The 17,612-nt window shown below is 59.2% G+C and carries 20 protein-coding genes; 14 read left to right on the top strand and 6 right to left on the bottom strand.

Annotated features, from left to right (window positions below; all coding sequences use genetic code 11):
• Nucleotides 1-87: 87 nt before the first annotated feature.
• The 5 genes from LRK71_RS07520 to rpsF form a co-directional block, all read right to left on the bottom strand.
• Nucleotides 88-567, bottom strand: a complete 480-nt coding sequence (locus LRK71_RS07520; protein ID WP_232402292.1) for a lytic transglycosylase domain-containing protein — start codon at nt 565-567, stop codon at nt 88-90.
• Nucleotides 568-721: 154 nt separating this feature from the next.
• Entirely contained in the window at nt 722-1,090 is a 369-nt protein-coding gene (locus LRK71_RS07525; RefSeq protein ID WP_232402293.1) for a hypothetical protein, read from the bottom strand.
• 147 nt (nt 1,091-1,237) lie between these two features.
• Nucleotides 1,238-1,852, bottom strand: coding sequence for a 50S ribosomal protein L9 (gene rplI / locus LRK71_RS07530; protein ID WP_232402294.1), 615 nt, complete (start codon nt 1,850-1,852; stop codon nt 1,238-1,240).
• Nucleotides 1,853-1,865: 13 nt separating this feature from the next.
• Nucleotides 1,866-2,093, bottom strand: coding sequence for a 30S ribosomal protein S18 (rpsR, locus tag LRK71_RS07535; RefSeq protein WP_005982441.1), 228 nt, complete (start codon nt 2,091-2,093; stop codon nt 1,866-1,868).
• Between the two features lie 27 nt (nt 2,094-2,120).
• On the bottom strand, nt 2,121-2,474 hold the full coding sequence (gene rpsF, locus LRK71_RS07540) for a 30S ribosomal protein S6 (protein WP_232402295.1): 354 nt from the start codon (nt 2,472-2,474) through the stop codon (nt 2,121-2,123).
• Nucleotides 2,475-2,886: 412 nt separating this feature from the next.
• On the opposite strand from rpsF, the gene LRK71_RS07545 reads away from it, so the two are divergent.
• On the top strand, nt 2,887-3,462 hold the full coding sequence (locus LRK71_RS07545) for a hypothetical protein (RefSeq protein ID WP_232402297.1): 576 nt from the start codon (nt 2,887-2,889) through the stop codon (nt 3,460-3,462).
• Nucleotides 3,463-3,670: 208 nt separating this feature from the next.
• Nucleotides 3,671-4,246 carry a YceI family protein gene (locus tag LRK71_RS07550; RefSeq protein ID WP_232402299.1) on the top strand — a complete coding sequence of 192 codons (576 nt, stop codon included), beginning with the start codon at nt 3,671-3,673 and terminating at the stop codon, nt 4,244-4,246.
• A 244-nt stretch (nt 4,247-4,490) separates the two neighbouring features.
• On the opposite strand, the gene LRK71_RS07555 is transcribed toward LRK71_RS07550, so the two are convergent.
• Nucleotides 4,491-5,732 carry a cytochrome b/b6 domain-containing protein gene (locus LRK71_RS07555; protein WP_232402301.1) on the bottom strand — a complete coding sequence of 414 codons (1,242 nt, stop codon included), beginning with the start codon at nt 5,730-5,732 and terminating at the stop codon, nt 4,491-4,493.
• Between the two features lie 271 nt (nt 5,733-6,003).
• Between LRK71_RS07555 and fabD the strand changes: the two genes are divergently transcribed.
• The 12 genes from fabD (at nt 6,004) to LRK71_RS07615 (ending at nt 17,464) form a co-directional block, all read left to right on the top strand.
• Nucleotides 6,004-6,939 (top strand): ACP S-malonyltransferase, encoded by a 936-nt coding sequence (gene fabD, locus LRK71_RS07560; RefSeq protein WP_232402302.1) that lies wholly within the window; start codon nt 6,004-6,006, stop codon nt 6,937-6,939.
• Between the two features lie 94 nt (nt 6,940-7,033).
• Entirely contained in the window at nt 7,034-7,771 is a 738-nt protein-coding gene (gene fabG, locus LRK71_RS07565; RefSeq protein ID WP_232402303.1) for a 3-oxoacyl-[acyl-carrier-protein] reductase, read from the top strand.
• A gap of 425 nt (nt 7,772-8,196) precedes the next feature.
• Nucleotides 8,197-8,430, top strand: a complete 234-nt coding sequence (locus LRK71_RS07570) for an acyl carrier protein (protein ID WP_009808171.1) — start codon at nt 8,197-8,199, stop codon at nt 8,428-8,430.
• 156 nt (nt 8,431-8,586) lie between these two features.
• Complete coding sequence (locus LRK71_RS07575) at nt 8,587-9,330, top strand: 1-(5-phosphoribosyl)-5-[(5-phosphoribosylamino)methylideneamino]imidazole-4-carboxamide isomerase (protein ID WP_232402304.1); 744 nt, start codon at nt 8,587-8,589, stop codon at nt 9,328-9,330.
• 271 nt (nt 9,331-9,601) lie between these two features.
• A complete protein-coding gene (gene fabF, locus LRK71_RS07580) occupies nt 9,602-10,867 on the top strand; it encodes a beta-ketoacyl-ACP synthase II (RefSeq protein ID WP_232402305.1) in 1,266 nt (421 codons plus the stop codon).
• Nucleotides 10,868-12,022, top strand: a complete 1,155-nt coding sequence (gene mltG / locus LRK71_RS07585) for an endolytic transglycosylase MltG (RefSeq protein ID WP_232402306.1) — start codon at nt 10,868-10,870, stop codon at nt 12,020-12,022.
• A 350-nt stretch (nt 12,023-12,372) separates the two neighbouring features.
• Nucleotides 12,373-12,717 (top strand): recombinase, encoded by a 345-nt coding sequence (locus LRK71_RS07590; protein ID WP_232402307.1) that lies wholly within the window; start codon nt 12,373-12,375, stop codon nt 12,715-12,717.
• Nucleotides 12,701-13,987 (top strand): DNA-packaging protein, encoded by a 1,287-nt coding sequence (locus tag LRK71_RS07595; protein ID WP_456300280.1) that lies wholly within the window; start codon nt 12,701-12,703, stop codon nt 13,985-13,987. Before LRK71_RS07590 ends, LRK71_RS07595 begins: the two co-directional genes overlap by 17 nt.
• Nucleotides 13,988-14,164: 177 nt before the next feature.
• The gene (locus LRK71_RS07600; RefSeq protein ID WP_232402308.1) at nt 14,165-15,427 is read left to right on the top strand and encodes a phage portal protein; all 1,263 of its coding nucleotides are present in this window, start codon (nt 14,165-14,167) and stop codon (nt 15,425-15,427) included.
• Nucleotides 15,420-15,638, top strand: a complete 219-nt coding sequence (locus LRK71_RS07605; RefSeq protein ID WP_232402309.1) for a GTA head formation protein, RCAP_rcc01685 family — start codon at nt 15,420-15,422, stop codon at nt 15,636-15,638. The genes LRK71_RS07600 and LRK71_RS07605 overlap by 8 nt, the downstream gene beginning before the upstream one ends.
• A gap of 81 nt (nt 15,639-15,719) precedes the next feature.
• Nucleotides 15,720-16,286 (top strand): HK97 family phage prohead protease, encoded by a 567-nt coding sequence (locus tag LRK71_RS07610; protein WP_232402311.1) that lies wholly within the window; start codon nt 15,720-15,722, stop codon nt 16,284-16,286.
• Nucleotides 16,283-17,464 carry a phage major capsid protein gene (locus tag LRK71_RS07615; protein ID WP_232402314.1) on the top strand — a complete coding sequence of 394 codons (1,182 nt, stop codon included), beginning with the start codon at nt 16,283-16,285 and terminating at the stop codon, nt 17,462-17,464. Before LRK71_RS07610 ends, LRK71_RS07615 begins: the two co-directional genes overlap by 4 nt.
• Nucleotides 17,465-17,612 lie beyond the last annotated feature (148 nt).

Genomic DNA, 17,612 nt, shown 5'->3' on the forward strand with positions numbered 1-17,612 from the left:
CTCTGCGGGTACCCGAGAACGATAACAACAAAATGACAGGGAACGTGATCATTTTTGCAACCCTTGATGGTGCTTCGTGGCAGGACCCTAGTTTGCCAAGCCGGTTTCCTTCAACATGCCGCGCCGCTTGGCGGCGTAATAATAGCCGCGCGAATAATGTTTGACTGCGGTGTCAAAATCACCATCTGACAACAGCCAGGCCCCGCGCAGGTATTTCACCGAAAATTCAAGGTTGGTATCGGCATCCAAAAGGTCTTTGGGCGCGCCGTTAAAGCCCATGGAGCGCGCCGTGGCAGGTAGAATCTGCAGCAGCCCGTAGTAGGGGCGGTTCACAGCCGCGGGTCGGTGTGTGCTTTCGCGGATGGCCAGGCGGTGCACCAGGGCGGGCGGCACCTCGTAATAATCGGACCAATAGTTGATGCTTTGGCGCAGCTCGGGGGTCTCGTTGGGATAGAGCGGCGGATTAAAACCTGCTTCTTCGGTTTCGGCACCACAGGCTGACAACGCAATGGCTGGTAGAAGAAAGGCCAGCAGGATCAGGGGCCTGCAAAGGTACTGTTGGATCATGCTCTGGGCCTTTCCCGATAACGCAGCGCAGCACGCCAGCTGCACCGCTTTTATCTAAGTTGGGCCAAAAGCAAAAGCTGACCGACCGGGGATCGGCGGATTTTGGGGCATGGCGTGCCATCGTGTGCCCTGGTCTATGGGGACCTCTCCGTTGCTAGCCGGTGACGGAGTGGCCGCGCTGCTGCATACATTGCACCAGATACTGGCGCTGCGCCTGCTTGACCTGGGAATCCGCCACTGCGGCACCAACTGCGGCACCAACAAGCGCTCCAGCCAGAGCCTTGTCTCGGCTTTCGGTTGCCCCCACCAAGGCCCCTCCGGTTCCGGCGACGGCTGCGGTCTTGCCGATATGGCCTTGCCCAACCCGGCGCGCCTCTGCCCGGCATTGGGCCTCGTCGCTATTGAAATTGGCACCAGGTGCGCCGCTGACCTGCAGCGGGGCCTCTACGGGAACGGTGTCGCAGGCAGCAAGCGCCAGCAGCAAAAGACCACCGCTGACAGATTTTAAGATACGTCCAGACATGACCACACTCCTTCGAATTCACTGTGAATATGACACAGGTTAGATCGGTTGGGGGCAGATCGCCAAGCCCCAACGGCGGCCAAGACAAAAAAGGCCACCTCATGTGTGAGGTGGCCTTTCTCATTCATCAATCTGATCGGGGTGCGATCAGGTTGTTGGTTCTTCTTCGCTGGCGGCGGGGGCATCGCCCTCGTCGTCGTCCGAAGCGGCAGAGCCGATATCGTCAAAAAGTTCTGCAATTTCGAATTCAGCAGCGGCTTCCTCTTCGGCAGCGAGCTCCTGGATCGATTTGCCAGAGGCCTGCAGCTCAGCTTCTTCAGTTGAACGGGCGACGTTCAGCTTGATCTGGGCTTCGACTTCTGGGTGCAGTTTGACCAGAACGGTGTGCAGGCCGAGGTCTTTGATCGGGTCGATCAGAGCAACCTGCTTCTTGTCTACCGAGAACCCTGCTTCGCTGGCGGCTTCTGCGGCGTCACGTGGGGTGACGGAACCGTAGAGAGCGCCAGAGTCCGAGGCAGAGCGAATCACGATAAACTGTTGACCGTCCAGCTTTTCAGACAGGGCGGCGGCTTCTGCTTTGGTTTCCAGATTGCGTGCTTCCAGCTGCGCTTTCTGGGCTTCAAATGCGGCCAGGTTGGCTTCCGATGCGACCTTGGCTTTCGCCTGGGGCAGCAGGAAGTTACGGGCAAAACCGGGTTTAACGTCTACGACGTCACCCATCTGGCCCAGCTTGGCGACACGTTCAAGAAGGATAACTTGCATTGCTCAGGTCTCCTTACTTAACAGCATAAGGCAGCAGGGCGAGGAAGCGGGCGCGCTTGATAGCACGGGCCAGTTCACGCTGCTTCTTTGCCGAAACGGCAGTGATACGCGAAGGCACGATCTTGCCACGCTCAGAAATGTAGCGCTGCAGAAGACGGGTGTCTTTGTAGTCGATCTTCGGCGCATTGTCACCCGAGAAGGGGCACACTTTGCGACGGCGGAAAAACGGTTTGGCTGCCATGGTTTAGCGTCCTTTTCTCAAGCTGGATCAGCGGCGCTCGCGACGGGTGTCGCGTTCGTCACGTTTCTGCATCTGAACCGAGGGTCCTTCGGCGTGCTCGTCGACCTTGATGGTCAGAACGCGCATCACGTCATCATGCAGGCGCATCAGGCGTTCCATTTCCTGAATCGCCGAAGCCGGAGCATCGGAACGCAGGAAGGCATAGTGGCCCTTGCGGTTTTTGTTGATCTTATAGGCCATCGTTTTGACGCCCCAGTATTCACTGTCAACGAGCTTACCTTCGTTGTCAGCCAATACGGCACCAAAATGTTCGACGAGACCTTCAGCTTGCGAGTTGGACAGATCCTGACGCGCAATCATGACATGCTCATAGAGGGGCATGCGAACTCCAGTTTGTTTCAAGGCGCATTTCATAGACGGGGCGGTTGAACCTTCCGCTGCCCTGTCACGAGAGGCTGCGCGGATCGAAATTGTCGCGGAAGGTTGGCCCCATATATCGGCTTTTGCGCAAAGAGCAAGGTTAAATGCGGTTCTGGGCAGTCTGTGCGGTCGGGGCCGGGGGGGCTAGCATGGGATCGGCGGAGAGAGCGCCCCGTAGCCCAGGCTGTTTGCCTGTCTTGTCTGTTGCATATAGCAGAATATCGGACTGTGAACAGCAAAACCCCAATCTGCGCCGTATTGCTGCCGCATTGATTTCGTCAACCTTGGTTAATGAAGCGTTAATTGCTGCCGCTTGACTGAACCCTAAGGGGGGGCAGAGCGGCAGCGGGTTTTAGACAGTTTGAGGTATGAGATGGGCATTTCCGGCGAAGCCACCCTTGGCCAAGAGTATGGCGCGCGATTTTCGGTGCCCCCCTTTGGTGGCGCTTCCGGCGCAAGTCGGTTGCAACAGGCTCAGGCCTTTGCAAGCGCGATGCCGCTGGTCTTACGGTTTGAGGCCAATTGGTGCGCACGCGGCGCTTTGCTGCGCGGCTTGGGGGTCGCCATGGTGGTGGGGGCCTGTGGGCTCTGGCTGTTTCCTGGCAATGTTGCGGATCCGGAACTGAGCCTTTTGAAGATTGGTGCTGCGGTTGTTGTTCTTGTCCTGGGTGTGGTGTTGATGACGGTGCAGGATATGCGCAACCAGCCAGAGGCCTGTTTTGATCCGCTGCACAAAGAATTGCGGATCTTGCGACGAGATACGCGCGGGCGGCCCAAAACGGTGTTGCGGCGTAGCTATGACAGCCTTGGCGGTGCCCGGCTGAGCGCAGGTGCGGTACAGTTATATGAGCGCGATGGTAGCCTGCTGGTTGAGCTGCCCCTGGGCTCTGCGGCAGCCCGTAGCCAGCTGCGCGATCAGCTGAGCGGCGCGGTGCAGCTATTCAGCTAAAGCTTCACGATGCTGTGATGCACATAGGCGGGGGGCGCCATATTGCCCTGATACAAAGGCCTTTTGCGCATTTCGCAGGGGCTTTGTTCTTTTCTCAACAGATCATGTTGGAAAATGTCGCTTTTCTTTTGACAGCACAGCACACAGGTTGCCGGGACACTAAAAGGACATCTTGTCCGCTATCCTTTCTCCAATGGAGCCTCTTGCAATGAAAAAAATCCTTCTCGCCTCTGCACTTGCCGGCCTTACCGCGACGGCGTCCCTGGCAGCACCCGAAAAATACACTCTGGATCCCGGTCACAGCCAGGTGGTCTTTAGCTATAATCACCTGGGCTATTCGACAACGACAGGGATGTTCTCGGGCTTTGAAGGCGAGATCATGTTCGATCAAGAGGCCCCCGCCAATTCCAGCGTATCGGTGAGCATGCCACTGTCCTCAATGTTGACTGGCTGGCAGGCCCGTTTTGATCACTTCATGTCCAAAGATTTCTTTGAAGCAACCGAAGAGGAGCAGATCACCTTTACATCGACCGATATCAAGGTGACCGGTGAAAATACTGCCGAGATCACTGGTGATTTCACTCTGAACGGTGTGACCAAATCCGTGGTACTGGATGCCACGCTGAACCAGGCGGGCAATCACCCGATGGCGGGCAAGCCCTGGGCGGGCTTTGATGCAACCACCACTCTGGTACGTTCTGACTATGGGCTGGAAAAGTTTGCCCCCTATGTAAGCGACGAAGTTGCCGTGATGATCTCTATCGAGGCGATGAAGGCCGAATAAGCGCCTTTTCTGAACCAAGCAGACAAGATGAAACGCCGCTTGCCGCTTGGGCAGGCGGCGTTTTGCATTTTGGCACTTTGCGGTCGTGCGCACCGGATGCCCTGGCGGGGCTAGGTTGCCCAAGGAACTGAAGGTGGGGGCAGGAGGCTACGCTGGAATAGAGGTTTGACTATAAGAAACCTCCCCAAGCGAGGCTTGGGGAAGGCGCGCGTTTTAGCAAGAGGAATCTGTAAAACGTCGGGGCCTAGTTGGTTTTTTGCGCTGTCAGGGAAATATCCAGAACAACCTCAAAGCCCAGAGTGCCCGCGTCCTGTGTGCCTTTGCCGATATCAAAGTCGAGCCGGTTGACAGTGGTCTGGCCATGCATCTTGGCGCTGTCGCCATTGATGTCCAGCGTAAAGGGCAGGATCAGCGGCTGGCTCTTGTCGCGAATGCGCAGCTCTCCCACCGCCTGATACCCGGTCCCGGTCTTTTCCAGCTGGGCGTCAAACTGGGCTGTAGGGTAGGTGGCGGTGTCAAAATAATCCGGTCCCATGGCCTGATCCCCCACGGTTCCAAGCGAAAGCGAGGAGATGTCAATCTCGACTGCGACCTGGCCTGCGGGGCCTGGGCTGTCGGGCGCGTCGAAGGTGATCTCGGCCTGCCAAGTGGCAAATTCACCGCTGACTGCGCTGCCCATTTGCTGGATCGTCAGGGCGAGGTTGCCGCTTTCGACCTGCCAGTTGCCTGTGGTGGGGGCTTGCGCTGTCTCCACTTGGGCTGTGTCCGCGCCCTGGCCGTTTTGGTCATGCGCCTGCTGTGCCAGAAACACGCCAGAGCCAAGAACCGCGCTCCAGATCACCAGGGCCAGCACCGCAGGCAGGGCGCTGTGCTGCTGTTTGGGTGGGAGCGGCAGATCGCCAGAATTGGGCAACATCCGACGCAGCGTGGAATCGCGGTCGATCACCACATGTTTCAGTGCGCCAGCCACATGCAGCAAGAAGGTGATCTGCAGCGTTGTCGAGGACATCCAGTGCAGCATGGAAAACAGCTCAGAGAGGCTCTCGGATTTGGTGACAAACGGAAGATCCTGCCCAAAGGGCCACCATATCGGGGCAAAACCAGTAGAGGCCGCGTGATGGATCCAGCCGGTCAGTGGCGTGGCCACCATGGCGCCATAGAGCAGCCAATGCACCACCTCGGCGGCCAGGGCCTCAGGCTTGTTTTCCGGGTGTAGCAGGCCGGGCTTTGGTTGGGACAGGGCCCAGATAATTCGTGCAACTGCGGTGAAGAAGGCAGCGATCCCGATGGTTTTGTGCAGCGAAAACAGAAGAACTGCCCGTGATATCACATCGGGTGAGCCATCAAAGCTGGGGCTTTCGATCTGATGGGCAAGATCATTGGCCACCAGGCCAAGCAGGACGGCGGAAATCAGGAGGAGCGCGGTCAACCAGTGAAAACTCTTGGTGATGCTGCCATAGCTGGAGAATGTATTGTTTGCGGACACGGGGAGGGGTGTTCCTTTTGCAAAAATCAGTGTCTGCCAATCGCCGATTGGCCAAGGGGGCGGGCTTGGGGGTGTCTTGATGTGTCTAGTTCTAGCGATGCCCGTAGGTCATGCAATGGCTGGCTATGTCCGCCAGCAAACAGCCCCTGTGCAGGGGGTCGCACAGGGCGATGTCGCTGCGCGACGCGACTGCGCGGCGTGGCAGTTCTCTTGTACGTTTGCGTCGCTGCGTCTAAACCGGGGAAAACGACAGTGAAGCATGAGGGTCTATATGACGATCGCATTTGTATTTCCCGGCCAGGGCGCCCAGGCCATTGGCATGGGGCAGGCGCTGGCGGCGGCCTACCCGGCGGCCCGGTCCATTTTTGATGAGGTCGATGCGGCCCTGGGGGAAAACCTCAGCAAGCTGATCTGGGAGGGCGATATCGAGACTCTCACCCTGACGCAGAATGCCCAGCCGGCCCTGATGGCCACCTCTATGGCGGCGATGCGAGCGCTGGAATCCGAAGGCGTGACCATTGATCAGGCCGCCTGTGTCGCGGGCCATTCGCTTGGGGAATATTCCGCTTTAGCCGCTGCTGGGGCGATTTCCGTGGCGGATACGGCGCGGCTGTTGCGCACCCGTGGCGAAGCGATGCAAAGCGCGGTGCCGGTGGGCATTGGTGCCATGGCGGCCCTGTTGGGGCTGGATTTTGCCACCGTTCAAGACATCGCCGCCGAGGCTGCCCAGCCTGGCGAAGTGGTCCAGGCGGCCAATGATAATGATCCTACACAGGTGGTTGTCTCGGGCCATAAGGCCGCGGTTGAACGTGCCGCCGAGATTGCCAAGGCCCGAGGCGCCAAACGGGCCGTGATGCTGCCGGTCAGCGCGCCATTCCACTGCGCCCTGATGCAGCCCGCCGCCGATGTTATGGCCCAAGCCCTGGCCGCAGTTGAAATCTCTGCCCCGGCGGTGCCGGTGGTGGCCAATGTCCGCGCCGATGTGGTCAGCGATCCTGCCGAGATTCGCCAGCTGCTGGTCGAACAGGTGACCGGCTCGGTGCGCTGGCGCGAAAGTGTGCAGAACATGGGTGCCAGGGGGGTTACGGAATTCTGGGAAATCGGTGCGGGCAAGGCGCTGTCGGGGATGATCCGCAAGATCGACCGCAGCCTCAGCAGCCGTCAGTTTGGCACCCCCGAAGCCGTTGCTGCCCTAAAGGACGCCTGAAACCGCGGGCTTTACCGAGGGCAGACCGGCCTTGCGTGGCCAGGCAACAAAGCGCTTTTCCTGGCTGCGACAACTCTGAAATTGAGGAATATATATGTTTGATTTGACTGGCAAAAATGCCCTGATCACCGGCGCCTCTGGTGGCATTGGCGGCGATATCGCCCGCGCCCTGCACGGGGCTGGTGCTACTGTGGCGCTGTCCGGCACCCGCGAGGCCCCATTGCAGGCCCTGGCCGAAGAACTTGGCAGCCGCGCGCATGTCGTCACCTGCAATCTGAGCGATGCCGAGGCCGTTGAAGCGCTGCCAAAGCAGGCCGCCGCCGCCATGGGCAGCGTTGATATTCTGGTCAACAACGCCGGAATTACCAAAGACAATCTCTTCATGCGGATGAAGGATGAGGAATGGCAAAGCGTGCTGGATGTGAACCTGACATCAACCATGCGCCTGTGCCGGGGTGTAATGCGTGGCATGATGAAGGCGCGCTGGGGGCGGATCATCAATATCTCGTCCATCGTTGGCACCACCGGAAACCCGGGTCAGGCCAACTATGCGGCGGCCAAGGCCGGCATGGTGGCCATGTCGAAATCCATTGCCTATGAGGTCGCCAGTCGCGGTATCACCGTGAACGCGATTGCGCCTGGTTTCATCGGTACTGCCATGACCGACAAGCTGAATGAGACCCAGAAGGACGCGATCCTCAGCCAGATTCCCGCTGCACGGATGGGGGAATCGAAAGAAATCGCCGCAGCCGCGCTCTATCTGGCCAGCAATGAGGCCGCCTATGTTACTGGCAGCACCCTGCATGTGAACGGCGGAATGGCGATGATCTAGGCGATATTTTGCGCCATTCCCTGTTTGTTTTACCACCTGAAACGAGCGGAGAAATGTTGCAAAAATACGCTATTTTGCGCAAAAAATTGTTTCCGTACGTTGGAAATATGCTCTTTATATCAATAGGGTCCATGAAAACTGTTGGGCGGCTCTTGTTCTTGGGGCCGCGCCGCGCCATCTGCAGATCTGGGTCGCCTGACACAGAGCATAATCCGGGCCACGCCCATGGTGCGAAACCATTTGCCTCCGGGCTGGTCTGTGCTATAGGCGGCCCATATTCGTCCTGACGTTTCCCTCGCTTGGGGGCAGCGATCGGGCAGCTCTCGTTTCTGGGAGCCGAACCGCCCGCATCGGGCAAAATCATGCCACCCCAAGCGGGTAAGGGCAAAAACCGGGCAGACTGCCCTGAAGAACGAGGAAATGACATGAGCGACGTCGCAGACCGCGTAAAAAAGATCGTTGTAGAGCACCTGGGTGTTGAAGAAGAAAAAGTGACCGAAAACGCGTCCTTCATCGACGATCTGGGCGCTGACAGCCTCGACACCGTTGAGCTGGTCATGGCCTTTGAAGAAGAGTTCGGCATCGAGATCCCTGATGATGCGGCCGAAACCATTCAGACATTTGGTGACGCAGTGAAGTTCATCACCGAAGCTTCCTAAGTCGTTATCACTTTAATGTGATTGCCTTGACGGCGCTTTCCATCGTGGAAGCGCCGTTTTGCGTCTCTCCCTTTTTGTTCTTCTGAACGATGCTTATCCTGCGCGCCCCGATTTTGTGGTAGCGTGTTAAGATGACCAACTAGGAGGGCTTCGGAGATGATGGTTTTTCCGACAATGGAATTGTTAGACGGGCGCTGCGTCACTCTGGAAAAGGGCCGGCTAGAGGAACCGCTGATCTGGCATGTGGACCCTGTTGAAAAGGCAAAGGAATTTGCCGTAGCAGGTGCCGAGTGGATGCATTTGACCGATTTCAACGCCATCCAGGGCGACGATAGCAACAAAGAACTGGTGGCTGAAATTATTCGCGTCGCTGGTATTCCGGTGCAATTGGGCGGCGGCATGCGCAGCCGGGACAGCATCGAGAGTTGGATCGAACAGGGCGCAGGACGTGTCGTGGTTGGCACCCTGGCCGCGCTTGATCCTACTCTGGTCTGGGAGATGGCGAAACAGTATCCGGATCAGATTGTTCTGGCGGTGGATGTCTGGCAGGGCCAGGTGATGACCGAAGGCTGGCGCCAAGCCGGCGCTTTTGAACCTGAAAGCTATATCGCGGCCTTTGGTGCCGCCCCCTTTGCAGGTATTATTGTCACCGATATCGACAGTGATATGTCCGATCTGGATGCGCAACTGGGGCTGATCTCGGGGCTGGCTGCCAAGGCACAGGCGCCGGTGATCGCCAGCGGTGTCGTGCGCTGTGTCGATGATCTGTCGCGGTTGAAATACCTGTCCAATATTTCCGGGGCCTTGGTCGGGCGGGCGCTGTTTCGCAAGACGCTCACCCTGGAAGATGCGCTGAAGGCTGCCCAGCCGCAACCAGAAGAAATTGCTGAATTTATTTAATGAACCTGCTGCAGGCGATGGCTTGCAGCAGGTGCCGGACGGGGCGGTCACATATGGCCGTCCCGCTTTTGGCTTTCGCGCAGGGCAGAAATTCGGTCGTCTGGCGGCGCCCTTGGCGGACCCGGATTGCCGCAGTATTGTTACTCTGATTGGCCTGGCGTGGGCTCTGTTATTTGCCATTCTGCGCCGATACGTTCTATCGGCGCACTTGCACCCCTAGGGCAATCCAAGCTATCTGGTTGCGAATTGCCGAGGCAGAGGAGAGCACGGAATGCGTCGAGTCGTTGTAACCGGATTGGGATTGGTGACACCATTGGCAACCGGGGTTGAAGAGACCTGGTCGCGCCTGTTGGATGGCCAGTCTGGTGCCGGACCGATCACGCTGTTTGACGCAGAGGCCAGTGGTGTCACCACCACATATGCCTGCGAAGTCCCGCGCGGTGACGGATCAGATGGCAGCTTCAATCCTGATGATTGGGTGATCAAGAAAGATCAGAAGAAGATCGATGACTTCATCCTCTATGGTATTGCCGCCGCTGATATGGCCGTGCGCGACGCCAACTGGACGCCCGAGGATACCGAAAGCCTGGAACGCACTGGCGTGATGATTGGCTCTGGCATTGGCGGGCTCAGCTCGATTGCCGATACTGCGGTGATGATCAAGGAAAAGGGCCCGCGCCGGGTCTCTCCTTTCTTTATCCCGGGGGCCCTGATCAACCTGATCTCGGGACAGGTGTCGATCCGCTTTGGCTTTAAAGGTCCGAACCATTCGGTTGTCACGGCCTGTTCCACTGGGGCGCATGCCATTGGCGATGCGGCCCGCCTAATCAAATCCGGCGATGCAGATGTGATGATTGCAGGCGGTGCCGAAGCGGCTATCTGCGAGATCGGCATTGCCGGCTTTAACGCCTGCAAGGCCCTGTCGACCAAATATGCCGATGATCCAAAACGGGCCTCGCGCCCCTATGACACTGATCGCGATGGCTTTGTCATGGGCGAAGGTGCCGGGGTTGTGGTGCTGGAAGACTACGACCATGCCGTGGCCCGTGGCGCCAAGATCTATGCCGAGGTGCTGGGCTATGGCCTGTCCGGCGATGCCTATCACATCACCGCCCCGTCAGAGACCGGCGAAGGCGGCGAGCGTTCCATGCGGGCCGCGCTGAAGAATGCGGGGCTTACGCCTGCGGATGTGGATTACATCAATGCGCATGGTACCTCGACTATGGCGGATACCATTGAGCTGGGCGCGGTGGAGCGGATGCTGGAAGATCATGCGGGCAATGTCACCATGTCATCGACCAAATCCGCAACGGGTCACCTGTTGGGGGCTGCTGGCGCCATCGAGGCGATCTTTTCTATTCTGGCGATCCGCGATCAGGTCGCACCGCCGACCATCAACCTGGATAACCCAGCGGTAGAAACCGCCATCGACTTGGCCCCCAATGCAAAACGCGCGCGCAAAATTGATGTCGCCCTGTCCAATTCCTTTGGTTTTGGCGGCACCAATGCTTCTGTTGTCTTTGGGAAACCTAAATAAATGTGGCGTAGTCTAGCCTCTAACATGCTGACTGTCCTGGTGGTGGGTCTGTTTCTTTTGGGCGGTCTCATCCTTTGGGGCAAGTCGCAGTACACCGTCGAAGGGCCGTTGGAAACTGCGATCTGCCTGCAGGTGCGCCCTGGCTCAAACATGACTCGCGTCAGTGCTGATCTGGAACAGCAGGGCGCTGTCTCATCTAGTGCGATCTTTCGGCTAAGCGCTAAATATACCGAGAAATCAAGCCAGCTAAAGGCGGGCAGCTTTCTGGTACAGCCGGGCACCTCGATGGAGCAGATCCTGGAGCAGATCACTTTGGGCGGGGCAAGCACCTGCGGCACCGAGGTCGTCTACCGCGTTGGCGTCACCCGGCTGCGGGCCGAAGTGCGTGAGCTGGACCCTGCCTCGGGGAAGTTTGTTGAACGGGCTGATTTTGAAATCGGCGTGGATGAGGTGCCAGAGGTTTTCACAAACCTGAAATCTGCCGCCGATACCCGCTTTCGTGTGGCGCTGGCCGAAGGGGTGACCAGCTGGCAGGTGGTGAATGCGCTGCAAAGCATTGATATCCTGGATGGTGATGCCGGAGAGCGCCCTGCCGAGGGCATGTTGGCCCCTGACAGCTATGAAATCACGACCGGCCAGTCACGTAGTGACGTGCTGCAGCAGATGCAGGAGCGCCAAGAGCTGCTGATTGCGGCCGCCTGGGAAAACCGCAGCGAGGATGCGACAGTTCAAACGCCCGAAGAGATGTTGATTCTGGCTTCGATTATCGAAAAGGAAACCGGCGTCGCAGAAGAACGCGGCCAGGTTGCCAGCGTCTTTACCAATCGTTTGAACCGGGGCATGCGCCTGCAGACCGACCCCACCGTGATTTATGGCGTGACCAAAGGCGAAGGTGTGCTGGGCCGGGGCCTGCGTCAAAGTGAGCTGCGCAAGGTAACGCCTTGGAACACCTATGTGATCGAAGGGCTGCCGCCGACACCAATCGCCAATCCGGGGCGCGCCAGCCTTGAGGCTGCAGTGAACCCGGATCAGACCGATTATCTGTTCTTTGTCGCCGATGGCACGGGCGGACATGCCTTTGCGCAAACCCTGCAAGAGCATAATCGCAACGTTGCCAAATGGCGCAAGATCGAAGCAGAGCGCAGCAGCAACTGAGACCGCGCCTTGCCGCCCGTTTGATCCCGGCCAGATTTAGACCCGCCCCCGCCAAAAGATCGGGGCGGGTCTTGCCGTTCTGGGGCAGGTTCTGCCGCCGACACGGCCTGAATGGGGCTTGAACCCTGTGGCGCCTGTGGCCAAGCGTTAATTTTTCCTTTTGTCTTCGGGCGCTTGGGAATTGAGCTGATTTGACTTTTTGACAGTTTTACGGCTGACTATCGCGGCAGCTAGGGGAAGACGGTTGCGCAGGTACCGCCCATATTACCTGACACATCAGGCGGAATAGGTGCTGCGCTTTGTTTTCTGTCATGCGGGGATTCCCCTATGCATGAGGTGCGATAACTCACATGACCCAGACAGAACCGGAGCCAAAGGCCCAGGGCACGGTGGATCTGCTGCGCTCTCTACAGCGCTCTATCCTGCGATTGCGTCACGAAGCCGAAGACTTGCAGCTGCGCCTTGCCGACAGCGGCGAAGCGGCGCTGAGCGCGACCCTGCCGCGCATCGCCAAGCTTGAGGGGCTTATCAGAGATTGCCAGAAAGTGGAGAAAACCCTTGCCGAGCAAAATGACCAAGGCACCCACGACCCCTATGCCATTGACCTTGCCGCCGCCCGCATTGAAATCAGCCGCCGCCTGGATCGCCTGCGCGCCTCCCTCGCTGCAGACAACCCTGATGCAGGAGATGACTGACAACGCCCTGCGCGCGCTACCCTATCTGTTTGAGGCCTGGGCCCATCCGCATCAACTGCCGCCACCGGGGGATTGGCGCAGTTGGGTGATTCTGGGTGGGCGCGGTGCCGGCAAGACCCGCGCCGGGGCCGAATGGATCCGCGATCAGGTTGAAGGTGCCACGCCGCTGGTGGCTGGTCGGGCGCAACGGCTCGCCTTGATCGGCGAGACCTACGATCAGGTTCGTGATGTGATGATTCAGGGCGACAGCGGCATTCTTGCCTGCTCGCCGCCGGATCGTCGCCCACAATGGAAAGCAGGAGAGCGCAAGCTGATCTGGGCCAATGGCGCGATGGCGCAGGCCTTTTCCGCCCATGACCCCGAGGCGCTGCGCGGGCCGCAGTTCGACACTGCCTGGGTGGATGAGATGGCCAAATGGCGCCGCGCACGAGAGGCCTGGGATATGCTGCAGTTCTCGCTGCGACTAGGGGAGGATCCACGCGTCTGTATCACCACGACGCCGCGCAATGTGGCGGTGCTGCGCGATCTGCTCGCCGCATCCTCAACTGTGCAGAGCCACGCGGCAACAGAGGCTAACCGGGCCAATCTTGCATCCTCTTTCCTGACAGAGGTGCGCGCCCGCTATGCGGGTTCGCGGCTGGGGCGGCAGGAATTGGACGGCGTATTGCTTAGCGAGGTGGAAGGCGCCATCTGGCGTGCGGCTCAATTGGCTGAGCTGCAGATTCTGGCACCGCCCGCGTTGGATCGGGTGGTCGTGGCTGTGGATCCGGCGGTGAGCGCGGGCAAGGCCTCGGATGCCTGCGGCATCATTGTTACCGGGGCGGTGGTGCAGGGGCCGCTGCAAAATTGGCAGGCCTATATGTTGGCAGATCGGACCGTGCAGGGCCAGGGGCCGCTGTCCTGGGCCAAGGCGGTGGTTGCTGCCTACCAAGAGTTTTCAGCCGACCGGGTGGTGGCCGAGGTCAATCAGGGCGGCGCCCTGGTGGAGAACCTGTTGCGGCAGGTGGATCCGCTTGTGCCCTTTCGCGCAGTACACGCCACGCGGGGCAAGGTGGTGCGGGCAGAGCCGGTGGCGGCACTGTATGAACAGCGGCGGGTGCATCACATGCCCGGCCTGGCCGAACTGGAAGAGCAGATGTGTCAGATGACGCCACAGGGGTTTCAGGGGCAGGGCTCGCCGGATCGGGTGGATGCGCTGGTCTGGTCCATCCATGAGCTGATTCTGGGACCTGGCGCACAAATACGCCTGCCAAGGGCGCGCATGGTCTAGCCCAAGGGGCAGCGGTTGCAACAGCGGGGTTGTTGGAAATCCAAGCAAAAACAAGCCAATGCAGTATGTGTTGCAATCGGATCGGACGGGGGGCTCGGCGGATATTCAGACCCGGGCATCATATCTTTTCTCCAGCAAAGGGCGCTGTGCCCGGATGATGGATCAAAGGAGTGGCCCATGGGGTTTGACCTACCTTGGCGTAAGAAATGGCCCCGTGAGACAGCAGGCACCGCGACTTCAGGCGCGGCGGCATCGGGTGGCAAACCCGTCCCCCATGCGGCGCATCAGATAAAGGCCAGTGCCGCCGCCACGAGCACCGCCCGTGCCATCGCCTGGCAGGGTGGCACCGCCACCAGCCTGATCCCAAGGGATGCAACCTCGCTGACGCAGATGGGCTATATCGGCAATCCGGTTGGCTTTCGCGCTGTCCGGATGGTGATCGAGGCGGCAGCGGCCCTGCCATTGGTGCTGCAGGATGCAGGCCAGCGCTATGAGACCCATCCGCTGCTCTCGTTGATCGCGCGCCCCAATGCGGCGCAGGCCCGACAGGATTTCTTTGAAACCCTGTTTGGAAACCTGCTGTTGGCGGGCAATGCCTATGTCGAGGCGGTCAGCGATGAAACTGACTGGCCCGCCGAATTGCATCTGCTGCGTCCGGACCGGATGTCGATTGTTCCCGGTGCCGACGGCTGGCCACAGGCCTATGATTACACTGTGGCCGGGCGCAAGCATCGCTTCCCCTGCGAGGCGGGGCGCGGCAGCGTGCTGCATCTAAAAAACTTCCATCCGCAGGATGATCACTACGGTCTGGCCCCGATGCAGGCGGCAGCACTTGCGCTGGATGTGCATAGCACGGCCTCGCAGTGGTCCAAGGGGCTGCTGGACAATGCCGCCCGTCCCTCGGGCGCGCTGGTCTGGGCCGGTTCTGATGCGCAGGGCGTGCTGTCTGACGATCAGTTCCGCCGTCTCAGCGAAGAAATCGAGGCCAATTTTCAAGGCGCGCGCAATGCTGGCCGGCCGATGGTGCTGGAAGGTGGGCTGGACTGGAAGCCCATGGGGTTTTCGCCCTCGGATATGGAGTTTCAGAAAACCAAAGAGGCCGCAGCCCGTGAAATTGCCCTAGCCTTTGGCGTGCCGCCGATGCTGCTGGGGCTGCCGGGGGATGCCGCCTATGCCAATTACCAAGAGGCCAATCGCGCGTTCTATCGATTGACAGTGCTGCCTCTGGTTACGCGGGTGACGGCGGCGCTATCGGATTGGATTTCTGGATATGGCCGCGAAACCATTGTGTTGAAGCCCGACCTTGATCAAGTTTCCGCGCTCTCGGAAGAGCGGGATCTTCAATGGCGTCGGATCAGTTCGGCCACGTTCCTCAGCCAGGCGGAAAAGCGCAAACTCCTGGGCCTGCCGGTGCTGCCGGAAGGAGAGTTGGATGGCTGATTATCCCATGCCCCCCTTTGACTGCGCGCCGGGGTTGCGATTGTCGGCCCATGAGAGGGTGATCCAGATTCAATTGGATACGCTGACGCGCCGACAAGAGCAACTGGAGCAGTTGCTGGAACGTCTGGAGCGTCGCCTGTGGTTGACGGTCTATGGCGTGGCTGCGGTGATCCTTGCGCAGGCGTTTCAATCCATAATTTCTTCCAGCTGATACGTAAAATCAATAATTTAAAAGAGGTGTCTCATGTAGGTTGAGCCGAATTTTGAACATAAATTCTCGCGTTTCGGCGAGATGCTGAAGGTTCAGGACAATAGCGTGATCCAGGGCTATGCCAGCCTGTTTGGCGCAGTAGATCAGGGGGGCGATGTGGTTGCCGCTGGCGCCTATGGCGCTTCGATCTCGGCGCTGGAGGCCAGTGGCAGCCGGGTCAAAATGCTGTGGCAGCATGATCCAATGCAACCCATCGGCGTATGGGAGGAACTGCGCGAGGACAGCCGCGGGCTTTGGGTCAAGGGGCGATTGCTGACAGAAATCGCACGTGGCGGCGAGGCCGCGGCATTGATCGCAGCAGGGGCGATCGAGGGGCTGTCGATTGGCTATCGTACCAAACGGGCCCGCCAGGGTGACAGTGGCAGGCGCGTTCTGACCGAGGTTGAGCTGTGGGAGGTGTCCTTGGTGACTTTCCCGATGCTGCCAACCGCCCGCATCGCACCGCAGGATTGCGCCCCTGTAACGGCCAAGCAGTCTGATGCGCCGGATCAAAACCTGCGGGCCTTGGCGGCAGATCTGCGCCGTGCCAGCCGCCAGTTGTCGCGCGCAAAGCTTTCCCATCACCAAACAAGACAGGACAGCAAATGACCAAGAGGGATACCCCGGCCATGGCCGGTCAGGCAGCACCTTTGACGCAGGAAGTTACCGAAGCATTTTCAGGTTTCTTGCGTGAATTCAAAGGATTTCAGGACGTTATGAAAGTAAAGTTTGAACAGACGGAAGAGCGAATGACCATGCTGGATCGTAAGACACACCGCACAGCCCGCCCGCATCTTGCAGCGGCAAGCACTGCCGAGGCACCGCATCACAAGGCTTTTTGTGGCTATATCCGCACCGGCGATGACAGCGCCCTGCGTGGCCTCTTGCCCGAGAGCAAGGCGCTTTCTACCGCCGTGAACAGCGATGGCGGTTATTTGGTGGATCCGCAGACTGCCGATACGGTCAAATCTGTGCTGCAATCGACCGCCTCTATTCGGGCGGTGGCCACGGTGGTTAGCGTCGAGGCGACCTCTTTTGATGTGTTGATCGATCACAGTGATACTGGGGCGGGCTGGGCCACCGAAAGTGATCCGACGGTGGAAAGCGGCACACCGATTATTGACCGCATCACCATCGCCCTGCACGAGCTGAGCGCCCTGCCCAAGGCCTCTCAGCGGCTGCTGGATGACAGCGCCTTTGATATCGAGGGCTGGCTGGCCGGGCGGATCGCTGACAAATTTTCGCGGGCCGAGGCGGCGGCCTTTATCTTGGGCAACGGCGTCGACAAGCCCACCGGCATTCTGACCCATCCAACGGTTGAAAACAACAGCTGGAGCTGGGGTTCTCTTGGCTATGTGGCCTCGGGCGAGGCTGGCGGCATTGGCGATGGTGATGCGATCATCGATCTGGTTTACGCCTTGGGGGCGCAGTACCGCGCCAATGCCAGCTTTGTGATGAATTCCAAAACCGCCGGTCTGGTGCGCAAGCTGAAGGATGCCGATGGGCGTTTCCTATGGTCTGACGGTCTTGCGGCTGGGGAACCCGCCCGCCTGCTGGGCTATCCGGTGCTGATTGCCGAAGATATGCCGGATGCGGCCCCGGATAGCCTGGCGCTGGCCTTTGGCGATTTTGCCGCCGGCTATACCATCGCTGAACGGCCCGATCTGCGGGTGTTACGCGATCCTTTCAGCGCCAAACCGCATGTGCTGTTTTACGCCACCAAACGCGTTGGCGGTGATGTCAGTGATTTTGCTGCCATCAAGCTGCTGAAATTCGGTGTGAGCTAAGGCTTTCACCGAGTAGGGAACCGGCAGCCCGGTTCCCTAGCGGGTACGCATTTCCTGGCTTTTTGTCGTCTAGCTGCTCCCCCTCCGTCCGAGCGGCAGAGAGCTTTGCGTACCCGCTGAACCAGATTGGGACATCTTGGGGTTCTGA

Source organism: Pseudophaeobacter flagellatus (assembly GCF_021228235.1).
GTDB classification, from domain to species: Bacteria; Pseudomonadota; Alphaproteobacteria; order Rhodobacterales; family Rhodobacteraceae; genus Pseudophaeobacter; species Pseudophaeobacter flagellatus.

What these genes read in the sequence shown, in the direction of transcription:
- LRK71_RS07615 (WP_232402314.1), top strand. Translation starts at nt 16,283, where the DNA reads ATGACCAAGAGGGATACCCCGGCCATGGCCGGTCAGGCAGCACCTTTG.
- LRK71_RS07545 (WP_232402297.1), top strand. Translation starts at nt 2,887, where the DNA reads ATGGGCATTTCCGGCGAAGCCACCCTTGGCCAAGAGTATGGCGCGCGA.
- rpsR (WP_005982441.1), bottom strand. Translation starts at nt 2,093, where the DNA reads ATGGCAGCCAAACCGTTTTTCCGCCGTCGCAAAGTGTGCCCCTTCTCG.
- LRK71_RS07590 (WP_232402307.1), top strand. Translation starts at nt 12,373, where the DNA reads ATGACCCAGACAGAACCGGAGCCAAAGGCCCAGGGCACGGTGGATCTG.
- fabF (WP_232402305.1), top strand. Translation starts at nt 9,602, where the DNA reads ATGCGTCGAGTCGTTGTAACCGGATTGGGATTGGTGACACCATTGGCA.
- LRK71_RS07610 (WP_232402311.1), top strand. Translation starts at nt 15,720, where the DNA reads ATGCTGAAGGTTCAGGACAATAGCGTGATCCAGGGCTATGCCAGCCTG.
- LRK71_RS07525 (WP_232402293.1), bottom strand. Translation starts at nt 1,090, where the DNA reads ATGTCTGGACGTATCTTAAAATCTGTCAGCGGTGGTCTTTTGCTGCTG.
- mltG (WP_232402306.1), top strand. Translation starts at nt 10,868, where the DNA reads ATGTGGCGTAGTCTAGCCTCTAACATGCTGACTGTCCTGGTGGTGGGT.
- rpsF (WP_232402295.1), bottom strand. Translation starts at nt 2,474, where the DNA reads ATGCCCCTCTATGAGCATGTCATGATTGCGCGTCAGGATCTGTCCAAC.
- LRK71_RS07520 (WP_232402292.1), bottom strand. Translation starts at nt 567, where the DNA reads ATGATCCAACAGTACCTTTGCAGGCCCCTGATCCTGCTGGCCTTTCTT.
- LRK71_RS07595 (WP_456300280.1), top strand. Translation starts at nt 12,701, where the DNA reads ATGCAGGAGATGACTGACAACGCCCTGCGCGCGCTACCCTATCTGTTT.
- LRK71_RS07605 (WP_232402309.1), top strand. Translation starts at nt 15,420, where the DNA reads ATGGCTGATTATCCCATGCCCCCCTTTGACTGCGCGCCGGGGTTGCGA.
- rplI (WP_232402294.1), bottom strand. Translation starts at nt 1,852, where the DNA reads ATGCAAGTTATCCTTCTTGAACGTGTCGCCAAGCTGGGCCAGATGGGT.
- fabD (WP_232402302.1), top strand. Translation starts at nt 6,004, where the DNA reads ATGACGATCGCATTTGTATTTCCCGGCCAGGGCGCCCAGGCCATTGGC.
- LRK71_RS07570 (WP_009808171.1), top strand. Translation starts at nt 8,197, where the DNA reads ATGAGCGACGTCGCAGACCGCGTAAAAAAGATCGTTGTAGAGCACCTG.
- LRK71_RS07600 (WP_232402308.1), top strand. Translation starts at nt 14,165, where the DNA reads ATGGGGTTTGACCTACCTTGGCGTAAGAAATGGCCCCGTGAGACAGCA.
- fabG (WP_232402303.1), top strand. Translation starts at nt 7,034, where the DNA reads ATGTTTGATTTGACTGGCAAAAATGCCCTGATCACCGGCGCCTCTGGT.
- LRK71_RS07550 (WP_232402299.1), top strand. Translation starts at nt 3,671, where the DNA reads ATGAAAAAAATCCTTCTCGCCTCTGCACTTGCCGGCCTTACCGCGACG.
- LRK71_RS07575 (WP_232402304.1), top strand. Translation starts at nt 8,587, where the DNA reads ATGATGGTTTTTCCGACAATGGAATTGTTAGACGGGCGCTGCGTCACT.